The following is a 16,423-nucleotide window of genomic DNA, read 5'->3' as shown; positions in this document are numbered from 1 at the left end:
ATGGAGACATTTCATTCTCACTTAGGCATCGAATTATTGTTGATCCACCAAGGAAGTGGAACGATGATCGTTAATAACCGGAGCTATGAAATTAAACCGGGCATGTTCTGCATTTTTCAGCCATACCAGCTGCACCACCTGAAATTGGATTACTCCAACAATCAATGTTTTGAACGGTCTTTGGCTATTTTTGAGCCCTCTATGTTTGAAGCCTATTTCGAGAAATGGCCCATTTTACATGCGTTCTTCAGACATATTTATGTAGGTAAACTCTCCTCGCCTTGCTTCTATAATCTGAACGACCAGCATATGTTGGTTCACTTATTCAGGAGCTTTCAAGAGCAAATGTCCAACTGGGACGAGTCGAATCGATTAGAAGAAATTTCACTATTTCTGGTGAACTTCCTGCATCATCTCAAACCGTTATGGACTGACTTCGAGGTTAACTCTGCTATTTCTCCGACCGAACGCAAAAACCATCAGGTGGAGCGAATCTTAGGCTGGATCGAAAAAAATTATCATGTTCCTTTTCGTTTAGATGAGTTAGCTCAATCGTTGCACTTGTCTTCCTATCACCTCTCTCATTTATTCAAAGACGCTACTGGAGTCAGCATTTCTCAATATATTGCCACTCGTAGGATTCATCAGTCTGTTCGCTTATTAACGACGACAACCAAACCGATCTCGCTCATTGCTGAGGAAATCGGCTTGACCAATGTATCGTATTTCTGCAAATTATTCAAAGAACAGATGGACGTCACACCCCACCAGTATCGCAAAAGATGGGTCAATCATCCGTTTCGTCTGGAATAACTATATCTGGTCGTTAAATTCAAAAAATGAGGTAGTGAGATTTAACTTAGACATCTCGCTTACAATGACAGATAGTGGCTACTATTACCAAAGTGAGTGTCCATAACATGCAAATACCTGTTCCTTGTATGGGAGTAAGGCCATGGATTACATCAGAGGAAGGTGGTATGTACATATACAATCCTGCCGTATCTGGAAAGTAATCTCTAATACGAGGTAGAAAGTCCCTCGACAATGGACTCAGTATAAAATAATAAGTAAGTAGCACCACTATAGCAGACGTGGTTCTTCTTAATATAGCACCTACCGCTGCACTGAGAAGTGTGGTTAATGTTAGATAGCCTGTTGCACCTACTAATGTTCCTATGATTACATCTAATTCAACCACTGCCGGAGTGTCTCTCATCATGATAAAAGGATATAGTACACCAGATAAAACAATAATAAATGCGGCAGGAATGGTTATGATACCCAATGCGACATGCTTCATGGACAATTGAAGACCACGCCAAGGTACGGTAGTCAAACTCGTTCGCATCTGTCCACCCGTATACTCCGAACAAGTAGCTAAGATACCGAGAATAATGAAGCCTGCCTGAAGGTATACCATAGATGCAAGTCCTATATCTAGTGTACTTTGTGTCCCTACTGTCTCATGCAAGCCAGCAGAAGCAGAAGTGAAAGCTGCTGCTAAAAATAAATTAGCTATGAGTGAACTTATAATAGTAGTCCATATCCATGGTAGTGAAACTAATTTATCTAACTCACTAATAAGGATTCTTGTGATCTTTCGATGAGTAGAAACATTCATGATGCAACGTCCCTCCTATGGAATACAATAGCTGCAACAGTCATAAGAACGACTACCCATGTAAACATAACCAAGCCACCTGTGAGCGGAGTGTGAAATCTGTCGCTCATAGACATAAACATATCAATGCCGGCACGATCTGGTAAATAGACGGCTAATGGTGTAACCTTGGCAAGCAAGATACTAAATGAAACAATAGATGAGTTTATGATGAGTACAGTGAGCGGTATAATACTATTCTTGGTTAGAAGAGTAAGCCCGAAAGCTATCAGCGTAGTGAACACCCAGTAACAAACTGCACCGATAAGTCTGGACCATTCAAATGCTGGAGCATATTCACCAAGAATAAGCTCCGTTGATAATATAGTTGTTACAATAGCTATCGTACAGAGCAGTACACTGATTGCTGTCACAGCGCCTGCCTTTGCCAGCAAAAAATAAAGCCGGGATGGTACTACAGATAAACTTATTGTAATCTGTCGTCCCCCACCAGATTCACTGCTTTCTGTGAAATACTCACTGCTTACAGCAAGCACACCAAGGATGATGACTCCTTGTACACCAAAACCTAATCCTCCATATCCAACTTCGGCTAACCTTGTGCTAACTCCAGCGACTATATCCTTTTTTTCAGCTAGACTATCCAAGCTAGCAAAGATTGCTGGGGCAAATGCAGCAATGAAGCAAGCAAGCCAGATGCTCGGAAGGGAGAACAATTTAGACATTTCCGCGTTGAATGCTCTCATCCAATATCACCTGCATGTTCCGTAGTAAGGGCAAAAAAAGCCTCCTCTAGCGTGGAATAGTTGCCTATGACTTCTTCCAATGTTCCATCGGCAACAATTTTTCCATTCTTAATAATCACCACATCATCAACCGTCTCTGCAAGCTCTCCCATGAGATGGCTTGATAGTAACACCGTATTTCCAGACTCTGCACGTTCACGTAGGAATGTCCGAATCCAGCGAATGCCCTCTGGATCGAGCCCGTTCACAGGTTCATCCAATACCAATATTTGCGGATCACCAAGTATCGCAGCTGCCATTCCCAGTCTTTTCCCCATACCAAGAGAGTAACTCCCTACTCGTTTACCGGCTGCATGAGTCAGACCTACAATTTCCAGAACTTCCTCGACACGTGCGAGCGACAATCCTGCGGCACGAGCAATCCAGCGCAAGTGTGCCCGTCCTGTTCGCATACGATGAGCTCCTGATCCATCAAGTGCAGCACCTATCGTTGTTAGAGGATGCTGTAATTCTCTGAATGGGAACCCATTAATTAATGCGCTCCCTGAGGTGGCGCGATCTAATCCGAGCAGGATGCGAAGTGTAGAACTTTTACCCGCCCCATTTGGACCTAAAAAACCCGTTACTCTACCAGGTTCCGCTTTGAAGCTAATACCAGATAATATTTCTTGAGCCCCACGACGTTTCACTACGTTATTAAGTGTAAGCAACTACAACACTTCCTTTCTGTTATGGCTTTCATTATATAGAGGCTAAGTTACATCTCGGTGATCAACCTGTTTACTTCTAGGTTAACTTTGGCTTACGCTCTCCAAAATAAAAAAATCCCCCATGGGAGACCATGGAGGATTTGATTCGAATTTCAGATATCCATACTGTGTAACTTAAGGAGTATCTCTCGTAAGTGTTATCGTCATATTAATCAATCTGAATACGCTTGTGGTTGTTCTCTTCCCCTGAACGTTTCGGAACTTCAAGCTTTAACACGCCATCTTCCAATCTGGCTTTGATATTCTCTTCATCAATTCGTTCCACATAGAAACGTCGAAGGAATTCACCCGATCGGCGCTCCTGCCGGATAATACGATTGGAATCATCCTTATGCTCTTGAAAATCATGACGTTTGGCTCGAATAATCAATTCATTGCCTTGAACCTGAATATCAATATCTTGTTTTGCGATTCCCGGAAGATCTGCCTCAATCCAATATTTTTCCTCGTCTTCACGAATATCGGTTCGGAATGGCTGGTTGCTGTTGCCCAGGTGAGATACCCATGGATTGTCAAACACATCATTGAAGGATTTCAGCATGTGTCCGAACAGGTCTTCATTTCGTTTACGAAACGGAGTCATCTCAAACATAAACATCATCTCCTTAAATATGATTGGTTTGTTGTTGCTTACATGTACGATTATAATCCACTAATCAATGATCATCAAAATGCGAAAAAAACGAAAATAAACGATATTTTTGCAATATAGCCTGTTATACCAAAATAGATCCCTTTTTCTTAATTTTTGACCTTTTTTGACCTTCTGACTTTCTCTGATATTTCTCTCTTAGATGACTTGCAAGGGTAAACGAATCAGACTTTGGCCAGGTGCAGAAGTGGTTAGATTATCCTCTAAATTGAATGATTCCACAGGTCTGATCTCAGCAAACCTTTCAAGAAAAGCGGTTAATGCAATATTCAACTCTAATCTGGCGAGTGGAGCACCTAAACAGAAATGAGGGCCAATGCCAAACGTGAGATTTCTTTTATTATTTTTTCGATGAATATCAAGTTCGAAAGGTCGCTCAAACATATGTTCATCCATATTCGCTGCACTCATCCATGCAATCACTAGATCTCCCTTTTTCAGCTGAACACCTAATACATCATTATCCTGCTTAACGGTACGATGCCTCTTCGAGATCTGGAAACGATAACGGAGCATTTCTTCAACGGTGTTAGGCACCAGATTAGGTTCTTCTCTCAATTGCTTGTACAAGGTTGAATCGTCATATAATAAGGAGTAGAACATGCTCGATATCATATGGCTTGTTGTTTCAATACCTGCTCCAAGTAACAGCATCGTTGTTCGAACAACCTCGTCGTCTGTAAATTTCTCATGATCCACCTCTACTGCCAGAAGGTCAGATATAATGTCCTCCGCAGGATTCATTCTCTTCCGAACAACGATTGGATAAATATGTTGAAAGTATTCTTTGGCTGCAGTCTGTTTCTTCTTCTCTAACTGCTCTTGGTCTCCGTTGTCGGATGGCTGGAACAAAATATCTACCCATTTTTTGAACAGATGACTATCCTCTAACGGCACTCCCAACAAATCAGCCATTACCATAGAAGGAATCGGACTTGCATAAGACTCAACAATATCTACTGTTGTGGTACTCTCTATGTTATTTACTACATTCTTAATGACTTGTTGAATGCGCGGCTCCCAATTTTTCAGACTACGAGGTGTAAATGCAGCAGACATCAGGGATCGATACTTTTGATGACGAGGTGGATCCATACTTGAAATGCTGACTTTTTCAGGAATGGCTCCCTCTTTGTTTTTGGCACCTACTTCTAAAATGGTTCGATTCCCCTCGGCAGAAAAGAACTCATGATCACTAAGAACCCTCTTCACATCATCATATCGAAAAACATTCCAACAATCGGTCTCCTCGTGATAATAGATTGGATTGTCGTTTAGCATCTTTTTGTACCATTCTAGTGGAAAGAATTCTTCAGATCTGGTGTTAAACTGAGTGATTGCTGGAACTGAGACAACTTCTTTACTCATTCGTAATCCACCTCCAAGAATATTCTTCATACACATGAAAATTCGTACTTAACCAATTATATACCCTTAGTATATTTAATATCAATTTTTCGTATATTATTAAGAAATAACGCTTATAAATAAGGATTTATAATTATACTAGTAGTATATTTCATCTAAAATGACTAAATAAAAAAGGCTGGCATTTGCCAACCTCATTGCAACATCATTTTTGCATTTGTTCTAAATACCACCAGCAGGATTGAACAAGTCTGTTCGCTTCAGATTGAAATTGGCTAGATTTATGCTCGCTATGGAATGCTTTGAGCACCACTTCAATTACGGAGGTGTTAAACTCATCCTTCTCCTTTAGTAACGTTAACAGTCCGTTAGACAGTTGTTTTAATTTTAATGATTCATTTGAGTTTTGTACAAGTCGATTGAACTCCTCAAACTCTTCCAACCATGCTTCTAGATTGACACGGTTATTGATTGTATTACTGTCTTCATTGATAAGCGCTAGAGACGTATAGTCAAAGATATGTTCGTTCTTTTGCTGCATTGTTGTTAATATCACTTCAATATACGTCAAAACTTTGGGCACAACTTCGTCCCAAATTGGCTTCTCCGTATTCAGACTCCTCGATGCATTAGCAATCTGGTGTAATATGCCGTAGCATAGAATAGCTCCTTCGCTCGCGTACAAACTTATCTCCTGTCCATATACCTCAATTAATCTAGAAGACAACCACTTTAGCTGCACTGTAGCTAGGTTTGTAGAGTTAATCTCTCCGGAATAAAACCCAGACCAGTATAATTCCCATACTCTTTCTTTACTAGGAAGTGACATGGGAATAGCAATCTGATCAACGAGCAGATCAAAATCAGAGTGATAATGTTTGTCCTCAAGTTCTTTTCGAATTAAGATATCCTCTTGCATCCGTTGATTCAGAATGGAATACAAGCAATCTTCCTTCGAATTGAAGAACTTATAGAAGGTTCCTTTCGAAACGCCTGAGTGATCTAAGATCATCTGAATGGTTGTATTTGCAAAACCATGCTCTATGAAAAGTGTAAGAGCTGTCTCCAATAAACTTTGTTTACGACTACTCATGTCTCTAATCGCCCCAAGTCTGATTTTAAAATAGTTATATGTATTACAAACCTTTGTCTTCGCTCCGGCCTCAGTTATAGCACCATTATATACCCGTTTCACTGATCTGTCCTTCAACTATAATGTGCAGAGTATTCACTGAAAAAAAAGTAGTATTTAACGGTGAGATGTGCTACTTTTTGTTGTTTTTCAAGGGGCGTGCGCGAAAGTAGGGTATGCTCAATATGATCAGCGGAATGGCGTCTTATTATTGTGAATTTTTCATATGTTGAAATATTCATTTAATTGTTTATTAGCCTTTGAAAGTAAAAATAAGATCAGACTCAAGTAAAATAAGTGCAAGATGCCTTCCATTCACTTTTCCTCTGTGATTTGATAAAGTAAAATAACTTAGTGCTTTTCGTCAATAACGTTTATATCCCGATATTTCGTTCTCGATTACAATATTTTCAAGGCACCATTCACTCTATTATCGCTAACAAGGGGGAAAGTACATGAACAAGAAAACTAGATCTGTCGTGTTGTCTTTACTCATGTCGACCGTATTACTCGCAGCTTGTACAAACGATAGCGGTGTTGGTCAAAATCCAACGAATCCGGACACGGATACCAGCGATTCAGGAACCATAACGATTCATACCGTAACATCTGAACACACGGCTGCGAAATATCCACAGGGCGATGATATTACCAACAATGTATGGATACGGCGCTACCAAGAAAAGTTCAATATTAATGTCAAAACGGACTGGGTCAGTGATGAGTACAATACCAAATTGAATTTAGCGATCGCCTCCAATGATCTACCTGACGTATTCAGAGTTAACCCTTCTCAATTGAAGCAGCTGGTCGAAGCGGACATGGTAATGGATCTAACCGAAGTGTTCGATCAGCACGCTTCAGATCGTGTTAAAAGTTACATGGAAATGGACAAGGACAGTTACGAGTCTGGGAAGAAGGATGGCAAATTGTACGGTATACCTCAGATGCACTGGGGATTAATTGAACAGCCCGATTTTGTCTGGATTCGGAACGATTGGAAAGAAGAACTCGGTATTAAAGACCCTACCTCCATGGGAGACATCAAGGAGATCGCATTAAAGTTTATGGAGAAGCATGGCGGTTATGGGATCGCGGTAGACCAAAGTCTAGATTACTTGAACCTACTCGCAATTGCGTGGGGCGCACATCCCGATATGTGGATCGAGGATTCCACTGGAAAATTAACTTATGGCTCAATCCAGCCCGAAATGAAGCAGGCACTTGCTGACTGGGCGGAATGGTATAAACAAGGGATCATTGATCCGGAGTTCGCAATCAAAGACTTTAACGCAATGAATGCCGATATTGTCGCAGGCAAAGTGGGAATTCAGCCTTTTTACCAATGGTGGGGTTACAATCCTGGCGTAGATACGGTATCCAATCTGGGAAAAGACGCGATCTTCTACCCTTATCTCATCCCTACGATTGATGGAAAAGAAGCGAAGCAATCCATCTTCTTCGCTAACAACAATTATATTGTCATGAAGAAAGGATTCGCTAATCCACAAGAAGTGATCAAAATTCTGAACGACTACGCATACATCGTGGACGAGGGCAGTGGTAAGGAATCTCAGGAAACATTGTCCGACTTATTAGATAACGATATTGCACATGTTGTTGGTGCATTCCGCGTGCTTAATCCTAACTCCGATTATGAGCAGTTTGAAGCCGTATCCGCAGCCCTTCAATCCAAAGACACTAGCGGATTAACCACTTCGGGCATGTGGCAGAAATACAACAACAGTGTGGAGTTTATGGAGAATGCAACGCCAGGATCTGTCGGAGACTATTTGCAGCAAGGAGCGCCTAAGAATGCCTATAGTCTTGCCAAGAAAGTGTTAGACAGCGAGAACTATATCAAGACAGCTCTGTGGGGAGTTTCACCAGAAGTACTGTCGAACTACGGCTCCACACTGGATGATATTCTGACTGAAGGCTTCACGAAGATTATTATGGGTAGCGAAAATATTGATTATTTCGATGTTCTTGTTCAGAATTGGCGCGCTGCCGGAGGCGATGAAGCAACTCAGGCTGTCAATGACACCTACGGCAAATAAAACGTACGGTTGCAGTGAGGGGATGAGCATCGTCTCACCCCCTTTTTTGATAGCGGTTACAACGGAAACACATCTAGAACGGAGGAATTGAAATGCTGCGAAAATGGAAACAGCAGAGTCCCTACCATCTCATGTTGATCCCGAGTCTGGTCTTGGTGTTTATTTTCAGCTATATCCCTTTTTATGGGCTTATTATTGCATTTCAGAAATACAATCCTGGCCTAGGTTTCAACTCACCTTGGGTTGGATGGGACAACTTTGCACACATATTTAATCAGCCGAACTTCATAAGAACGATCTGGAATACATTGTACATGTCCGCGTTCAAAATTGTTGGTGGGATCGTCGTCCCTGTTATCTTCGCATTACTGCTTAACGAGGTGCTCCATAGTGGAGTCAAACGTACATTTCAAACCCTCGTATATATCCCAAATTTCTTATCCTGGGTCATCATGGCCGGCATCATGCTCGATATCCTTAGTGCCAACGGCATCGTTAATACATTCCTTGGTGTATTCGGGATTCAGCCTATTTCCTTTCTTGGCACACCCTCTCTCTTTCCGTGGACGATGATTGTGAGTGACATCTGGAAAGGCTTCGGGTTCGGAACGGTCGTATACTTAGCTGCTCTTACGAGCATTGACCCAGGATTATATGAAGCCGCAGTGATTGATGGTGCCAAACGATGGAAGCAAACGATCTACATCACACTTCCCCTGCTCATGCCAACCATTGTTTTGATGACTGTATTATCCCTCGGTAATGTACTCAATGCTGGATTCGACCAAATCTATAACCTATACTCCCCTGTCGTCTATCAGACGGGAGATATTATTGACACCTATGTATACCGACTAGGTATTCAGCAGGCTCAGTATTCGATTGGTACAGCCGTCGGATTATTCAAATCCATCATCTCCAGTATTCTGGTTGCTGTCTCGTACATTCTGGCATACAGGGTAGCCGGCTATCGTATCTTCTAAGGAGGAACTCTCATTATGGTCTATGATAAAAGTTTGAGCAGGCGTCTGTTTCATATTGTGAACTATACGATATTGCTGGTCATCTCTCTACTCTGTATCCTCCCATTTATCAACTTGCTGGCCGTATCGTTCAGTAGTAGTTCGGCTGTATCTGCAGGTACTGTTACATTCTGGCCCGTCGAATTCAATACCAAAGCATATGAGTTTGCCCTAACGGGTGGAGCATTTTTTTCCTCTCTCTGGATCGCCGTTAAACGAACGATACTCGGAACGCTAGTGAATCTGATATTAATTGTGCTCACTGCCTATCCGTTATCCAAGTCGAAGGACAAAGTGATGGGTCGCAATATCTATATGGGGTTTTTCATCGTCACCATGTTATTTAATGGAGGGTTAATTCCAACGTATCTTGTAGTCGTCAAAATGGGACTCATTGATTCGATCTGGTCACTGATCCTGCCAGGTGCTCTCCCCGTATTCAGTATGATTATTCTTATGAATTTCATTAGAGGCTTACCCGAAGAGATCGAGGAATCCGCAATTATTGATGGAGCTGGGCCTGTACAAGTCTTACTCCGTATTTTGCTTCCACTCCTCAAACCTGCCCTTGCAACAGTAGGCTTATTCAGTATCGTCGCCCATTGGAACTCTTGGTTTGATGGCATTATCTATATGAACAATCCAGCCAATTATCCATTACAAAGCTACTTACAGACCCTCTTGCAGAGCTTTGAACAGATCATGTTGAAATCTGGATCGGATTATACCCAACTCTTATCCATGATGAATGCAAGAACTGGACGCGCTGCTCAAATGTTCTTAGGTGCTATACCGATCCTGCTTGTATATCCATTTCTACAGAAGTACTTTACTAAAGGATTGGTACTGGGTAGTGTCAAAGGATAACCCATTGATTCATTCATTCCGTGCACTCTATGGCTTTAACGATATGAAAAGGACTTGCAGGCTGAACTGCAAGTCCTTTTGCTGAATGTTGCATAACTACTTGATATCTGAAATGCCAGGCAACAAAATGGTAAAAATCGCCCCCTCTCCTACTTTACTATCTACTTGGATCCCGTAGGACTTTCCAAAATGAAGCTGAATACGCCGCTGCACATTATGAACTCCGATTCCTTTCGTCCCATCGCATACTCTCGGCTTCTCATCCAATAAATTTTGTATTGTATGATCTTCCATACCTACTCCATTATCACAAACCTCGATCGTAATATCGCTGCCCTTCGTTTGAATCCGTATCGTTATGATGCCATCATCTTCGATTTCGGCAAGACCGTGAAAGATCGCATTTTCAACTATGGGCTGTAGAATCATTTTCGGCATCCGGTAGTCCAGTAGTCGATCCTCAATCTCATAGTTCATCTGAATGCAACCATAGTATCTCACATTCTGAATGGTCACATAGTTCATAATATTATCTAACTCCTCACGGATGGTGACTAGGGTTTCATCCGATCTTGTGGCATAGCGGAGCATGGAGATTAATGCATCTGTCATTTCTACGATTTTGTCAGCCTGCTGCATGGAGGCGATCCATTTCACCGACCCAAGTGTATTGTATAAGAAATGAGGATTAATCTGGGCATGAAGCGCACGCATCTCGGCTTGAGCCTTCTCCATTTCTTCTTGCTGCATCCGCTCAACCATACGTTTTAATTCATGCGACATCTTATTGAACCGTACCGATAGATGTCCAATCTCATCACGAGAGCGAATATGCTCGACTTGTTCAAACTGCCCTTTTTCTACAAGTGAGATATTCCGCAGAAGTCTCTTGATTGGTGTTGTAATAACATGGGATAGAAATACGGATAACACGGCTGCAAAAAGGAACATCACGATGGCGAGTGTTACTAAGTTACGACCTAATATTTTACCGTCAGCAGTCAACTCATCCAACGGCATGTAGAGATAACTTGTCCATTTTTGCTGACTTAAAGGACTGGTCACTACAACATTTAATGCTTCAGGTGGACGCACGTTTCCCCGAAACAACGTACCAATCAAGCGTTCATCCACGTTATATACAATCTTATCGTCCTCATCTACGATCATGAATCTGGAGCGCAGCCCCTCCTGCAAGTTACGATTAACGATTTCAATAAATTTAATATCAATGCTAACGACGATTACACCAAGCAGTTTGCCCGTAGAGACATCATGAATTTTCCGCGCATGTGAGACTGCTAAGATTTTGTTCTCCAATTGCTCATCAATTCGGGTAGTCAAGGTGATGGTTCGATCATTCCTATGCAAGAACCTTTTGAACCACAATTCGTTCGCTACTTTGTAGTTTGGATCAATAGGCTGGTGAGGACTGACAAACAGATCTTGTCCTCCGTTCAGGTTATAGAGATAGATGGAGAATACGCGATCCTTCATCATAATATAGTTCATCAGAATATTGTATGCTGCAATCTCTCGCTGCTCATCACTATTTCGAAGAAAGTCTTGAATTGGAAAACTGCCTTCAGGCGTCGCAGATAGATCATTACTAAGTCCATTGCTCGCGAGGAGTGTAATTTTTTCGATTTCTTTTAGAAACTCATCTATTCGAATATTGGTCTGCTTGGATAGATCGTTCAGCACGTTCGTATAATTCTGTGTCAATAATCGTTCAGAAGAATAATAGGAATTGATGGTCATCACAAGTACCGGAAGGATAATAACCGTTATACAGATCACCATGATTTTGTGCTGGATTCGAACGAATCGGACTTGCTTCATCGGATGCACCTCTATTCATGGTTTACAAGGATTCCTGCTGTAGATCTCGATATTCTTCAGGGGTATGCCCTACAGATCTTTTGAAAATTTTACTGAAATACGTGTAGTTATGGTAACCTACCTTTTCTGCGATTTCATACACCCTTAGCTCTTTGCTCAAAAGGTAATTCTTCGCATGTTCCATACGAACTCGCGTTAAATATGCGATAAAGTTCTCCCCCTTTTCCTGCTTGAACAATCGACTTAGATATGATGGATTAACATTAATTTGATTCGCTACGCCTTGGAGTGAAATGTCCTCCGCATAATACTTGTTGATGATCTCGATCGCGACGTCTGCATGGGTATGTTCCTGCATGTCCTGAGAATTGTTCCTGAAATAATAAGCGATGTGCTCCAACATATCTTGATGAATATCTTCCCAACACTCTCCTTTGAGTACAATTTCATAAGGTGATTTCTCTGTAACGTTACGTTTACCTCGTTCTGTCCCACGAGACAGATGCGAGTGTATCGTTTCCATCAGTAAAATATATTGCTTCCGTACACTGGTCTCATTTGCTTGTTGCGCCTCCAGATTTGATCTTATTGCTTCAATGAAATCCTTCGCGCTGTTGTAGTCCTTGCTTACCCACAATTTGAGAAAATCTCGTTCCTGCTCCGTGCTTAACATTTCATCTACCTCTTGCCGAGCCGGGGCTTGAAGCACATCATTATAGTGCAGCACCTGGTTGCTGCCCATGAAGAAACCTTGATCTAGAGCGAATTCTGCTTCTTCACATGCCTTTCTAATGTAACGGAAGTCAGGAACGATAGTACTTACAGCTGCTGTGAGTGATAGATTCATAAAATCCTTTACAGAGGTTAAAAGTTTAGAGCATAACTTATTCAGATCATCGTAGATCGAGCCAGTCTCAGGATGTACATTGACGATAATCCAATATTCAGAGGAGCTTTCCACAAAAATCTCCTTCTCCCATTTGGATGGGATGATCTCTTCCATAATATTCAGAAGTGAAAATCGAAGTAATTTCTCCCCCTTCTCGATATACTTTTTCTTCGCTTTCTCGTAATAATTAACGAAGAACTTGATCACGACCAATTGATCCGATCTGATACGAAATTGCAGTTCTTCCGCTTTGGATGCGACTTCCTTCTCACATATGAATCCGCTTACAATATCTTGGAAGAAGCTATCCTTCAAGTGCCTCAAGCTCTTGGAATAATCAAGTGACACAGACGATACGTTAGCTGGGTTAATTTGCTCACTTTGTAGCTTCTGGGTAATGCTGGTCAGAAGTTCAATGAGAGATGTTTCACTAATCTCACTCTTGATTAAATAATCTGCTGCACCAAGCTTCAGTGCTTCTTTCACATAATGAAATTCGTCAAAATTACTGAGTATGACATACTTACATGTTTTGAGTACACAAGATGCCTCTTGGATCAGCTTTAAACCATCCATAACAGGCATTTTAATATCCGTAATGATTAAATCAGGCGAAACTTCCAAAGCAAGCTCCAAGGCTTCCTTGCCATTCCCCGCCTCACCAACCACATTATATCCGAACTCCTCCCAGTTGAGCATAGAACGGATTCCAACTCGCATGAGTAACTCGTCATCTACGATCATCAGTTTATACATAAGAATCCTCCAATCGGTATGTTTCAATGGATACACCATACTACTCTGAAGATGAATGAAAAATGTGCGTCAATCTGTAGCTATTCTATCATTGCTTAGACAACGAGCCTACCTTCTACAGAACTAAAAAAACCTTGGTTGTATACAACCAAGGCTGGCAAAGCTTTCTATGACTGCTCATTAAGCTGTGTAGGAAGATATCTCATCTCATACGAATCCTCAGGTAGTGCCTGCACAAACGGTGACCAATCACTACATGTATACAAATGAAGCTGGTGCATTGCACGCGTACAAGCCGTATAGAGTAACTTGCGTTCATTTTCCTTGCCGTAAATTTGCGATGAAGCATCATAGACTAGGACGGCGTCAAATTCGACTCCTTTAGCTAGATAAACGGGAATGACCATCAATCCTTTTTCAAAGTGTATGGTTTCTTTTGTGATGAGCTGTAACGTTTCATTTCCTTGAGATTGCAACAGGTGATAAGCCTGACGACTCTCGGCTGCCGTTTTGGTGATGATCGCGATGGATTCGAGTCCCTTATCTCGAAGTGCAGCGATATCCGCCAGAATCTGCGCATCGCGATTCTCTCTGCTATTTAATTTGGTCAAAAGTGGTTTCGGCCCTTTGCGATCAAATGGCATAATCTCTTCACCGCCTGGCAGCATCGCTTTTGTGAATTCAACAATTTCTCTTGTTGAACGATAGCTACGTAAAAGGCAGAACATACTTGTGTCCGTGTCGCCAAAAAGGCGAACCAGCGGCGAATGATCTCCAACCAGACTTGTTGATTGCATGAAGATGGCTTGCCCAAAATCACCCAGCACCGTCATCCGGGCTCGAGGAAACAGTTTTTTCAAATACTCATATTGAAATGTCGAATAATCTTGACCCTCATCGACGAAAACATATCGAATTTCCGAGTTCGTCCGAACACCTTCAATCAACTCTTTTACATATAAATACGGCGTTACATCCTCGTGAAACAACTCGTTTTGATCCAACATTTCCTGGGTTCCCCTACAGATTTCTGACCATAAAGTAGGCACAGGGGCTCCATTCGTTCTAACTTTGTATGCTGCTTCATCGACAAACAGTTGACCGTATATAGCTTGGAGATTGACAAAAGAGAAGTTCTTTACACTTTTCTTTAGCGGTTTAAAATATGCTTTGACAATCTTCTGACGGAGCAGTTCTTCCTCTCGCTGCGTGAAATCGAAGTCACCTTCATCCCCACGTCGCTTGCTCTTGTTATCTCTAAGAATGGCTGCATAACGCTCGGCAACGTCGAATATCTCTTTCTCCTTGTGCAGCATTCCGAATGCTTCTACGTATTGTTCAGTATCAAGATAGTTTAACTCTTCCTGTACCCAAGAAGCTTCACGTTCCGCCCGTTCCAGCGAAGACAGTTCATTCAGTAGCCACTCTCGCAAGAGAGCAACCCGATTTATTAGAGGTAAGGTATGATCATACCCGTAAAATTGCTCTTTCATCTGCTCTGCCGTAATCAGATCCCGTTTCTGTATCCGAATCCCGCTGAACTGCATGCCTTCACGTCCCAGCCATAACCCATAGTTCTGTAGAGCTTGCAGGAAAGATTCGGATGTCTTATACTCCATCCCCTGAAGACGAGCCTCGTAGCCTGGCGTACTATGTTTAGTCAGAACATATTCAATTTGGTCAAAGACATCCTCCGATCGTAATGTGGAATCTAACCAATAGTCGAGATATTCTTGGAACGTTGTCTGCTGCATATTCTCTTCACCAAGCTCAGGAAGAACGGTAGAGATATAGCTAGCAAACATCGGATTTGGAGAAAACAGAACGATCTGATCGGCCTTAATTGTCTGGCGGTGTTTGTAGAGCAAGTATGCTACCCGCTGCAATGCTGCTGAGGTTTTACCACTGCCGGCAGCCCCCTGCACGATTAGCATTCGACTTGTATCATTACGAATAATCGCATTTTGTTCTTTCTGAATCGTTGCTACAATGCTTTTCATTTGCGAGTCTGCACCAGAACCAAGCACATGCTGTAACAAGTCATCTCCAATGGTTTCATTTGCATCAAACATATTATTTATTGTTCCGTTTTGGATCTGAAACTGCCGTTTAAGTTCCATCGTACCATCGATGGTTCCAGATGGGGTAACATATGAAGCCACTCCGGGAGAAGCGTCATAATAAAGGCTAGCGATGGGCGTACGCCAGTCATAGATCAGAAAACTCAAGCCGTCCTGATCGACAAAGGAAGATACACCGATATAGATTTTCTCGCTGAAGCTCAATCCCTTCTCCTGGAAGTCGATTCGTCCAAAATACGGTGATGGGAGCAGCCGCTTTACGTTTTTCCACTGTTGCATCAATCGCTGATGGCCGCGCTCTCGTTCAGCCAATACTGCGGACTGTTGGTTAATCGTGTAGAACGACTCTTCAAAATCTTCATTGCTACCTGTATTCATCGTAACTTCTTCCCAGAACCGCTTGCGGATGTCCGTCGCCTGATCATGTAATCCGGCCACTTCCGGCTCCAGTTCAGAGATTCTTACCTGCAATTTGTTTCTAACTAACTCCAGCCGTTCCTCTTCTTGTTGCCAAATATTCATCTCCATCCCTAACCACCCTTTTCCCATTTTTTAGGTCAAAAAAGAGCATTGACAAACTCAAATTCCAGATGTATACTAAGATTAGGAATAAT

Annotated in this window: 13 protein-coding genes; 4 read left to right on the top strand and 9 right to left on the bottom strand. The window is 42.0% G+C overall.

Translation table 11 applies throughout. The annotated features are described in order from the left end of the window. On the top strand, positions 1-813 hold the full coding sequence (locus tag ASD24_RS02360; RefSeq protein WP_235540283.1) for an AraC family transcriptional regulator: 813 nt from the start codon (positions 1-3) through the stop codon (positions 811-813). Between the two features lie 46 nt (positions 814-859). On the opposite strand, the gene ASD24_RS02355 is transcribed toward ASD24_RS02360, so the two are convergent. From ASD24_RS02355 to ASD24_RS02330, 6 genes are all read right to left on the bottom strand, one after another. Then, positions 860-1,624 (bottom strand): ABC transporter permease, encoded by a 765-nt coding sequence (locus ASD24_RS02355; protein WP_056690940.1) that lies wholly within the window; start codon positions 1,622-1,624, stop codon positions 860-862. Further along, entirely contained in the window at positions 1,621-2,370 is a 750-nt protein-coding gene (locus tag ASD24_RS02350) for an ABC transporter permease (protein WP_056690938.1), read from the bottom strand. Before ASD24_RS02350 ends, ASD24_RS02355 begins: the two co-directional genes overlap by 4 nt. Continuing rightward, positions 2,367-3,080: an ABC transporter ATP-binding protein gene (locus ASD24_RS02345; RefSeq protein ID WP_056690934.1), complete on the bottom strand. Its 714-nt coding sequence runs from the start codon at positions 3,078-3,080 to the stop codon at positions 2,367-2,369. The genes ASD24_RS02350 and ASD24_RS02345 overlap by 4 nt, the downstream gene beginning before the upstream one ends. A 208-nt stretch (positions 3,081-3,288) precedes the next feature. Then, entirely contained in the window at positions 3,289-3,732 is a 444-nt protein-coding gene (locus ASD24_RS02340; protein ID WP_056690931.1) for an Hsp20/alpha crystallin family protein, read from the bottom strand. Between the two features lie 198 nt (positions 3,733-3,930). Then, a complete protein-coding gene (locus tag ASD24_RS02335; protein ID WP_056690928.1) occupies positions 3,931-5,160 on the bottom strand; it encodes a cytochrome P450 in 1,230 nt (409 codons plus the stop codon). Positions 5,161-5,365: 205 nt separating this feature from the next. After that, positions 5,366-6,253: a TetR/AcrR family transcriptional regulator gene (locus ASD24_RS02330; protein WP_056692496.1), complete on the bottom strand. Its 888-nt coding sequence runs from the start codon at positions 6,251-6,253 to the stop codon at positions 5,366-5,368. A gap of 494 nt (positions 6,254-6,747) precedes the next feature. On the opposite strand from ASD24_RS02330, the gene ASD24_RS02325 reads away from it, so the two are divergent. From ASD24_RS02325 to ASD24_RS02315, 3 genes are all read left to right on the top strand, one after another. Beyond that, a complete protein-coding gene (locus tag ASD24_RS02325) occupies positions 6,748-8,352 on the top strand; it encodes an extracellular solute-binding protein (protein WP_056690925.1) in 1,605 nt (534 codons plus the stop codon). A 92-nt stretch (positions 8,353-8,444) separates the two neighbouring features. Further along, positions 8,445-9,335 carry an ABC transporter permease gene (locus ASD24_RS02320; protein WP_056690921.1) on the top strand — a complete coding sequence of 297 codons (891 nt, stop codon included), beginning with the start codon at positions 8,445-8,447 and terminating at the stop codon, positions 9,333-9,335. 15 nt (positions 9,336-9,350) lie between these two features. Beyond that, the gene (locus ASD24_RS02315; protein ID WP_056690918.1) at positions 9,351-10,241 is read left to right on the top strand and encodes a carbohydrate ABC transporter permease; all 891 of its coding nucleotides are present in this window, start codon (positions 9,351-9,353) and stop codon (positions 10,239-10,241) included. 96 nt (positions 10,242-10,337) lie between these two features. Here ASD24_RS02315 and ASD24_RS02310 read toward each other — a convergent pair whose 3' ends face one another. From ASD24_RS02310 to helD, 3 genes are all read right to left on the bottom strand, one after another. Beyond that, a complete protein-coding gene (locus ASD24_RS02310) occupies positions 10,338-12,083 on the bottom strand; it encodes a cache domain-containing sensor histidine kinase (protein ID WP_056690914.1) in 1,746 nt (581 codons plus the stop codon). Between the two features lie 22 nt (positions 12,084-12,105). Further along, complete coding sequence (locus ASD24_RS02305; protein WP_056690910.1) at positions 12,106-13,728, bottom strand: helix-turn-helix domain-containing protein; 1,623 nt, start codon at positions 13,726-13,728, stop codon at positions 12,106-12,108. Positions 13,729-13,895: 167 nt separating this feature from the next. After that, positions 13,896-16,337 (bottom strand): RNA polymerase recycling motor HelD, encoded by a 2,442-nt coding sequence (gene helD / locus ASD24_RS02300; RefSeq protein ID WP_056690905.1) that lies wholly within the window; start codon positions 16,335-16,337, stop codon positions 13,896-13,898. Positions 16,338-16,423 lie beyond the last annotated feature (86 nt).

Origin of the sequence: Paenibacillus sp. Root52 (assembly GCF_001426865.1) — a bacterium.
Lineage (GTDB): Bacteria > Bacillota > Bacilli > Paenibacillales > Paenibacillaceae > Paenibacillus.
This window is presented reverse-complemented; position numbering and strand designations above follow the sequence as displayed.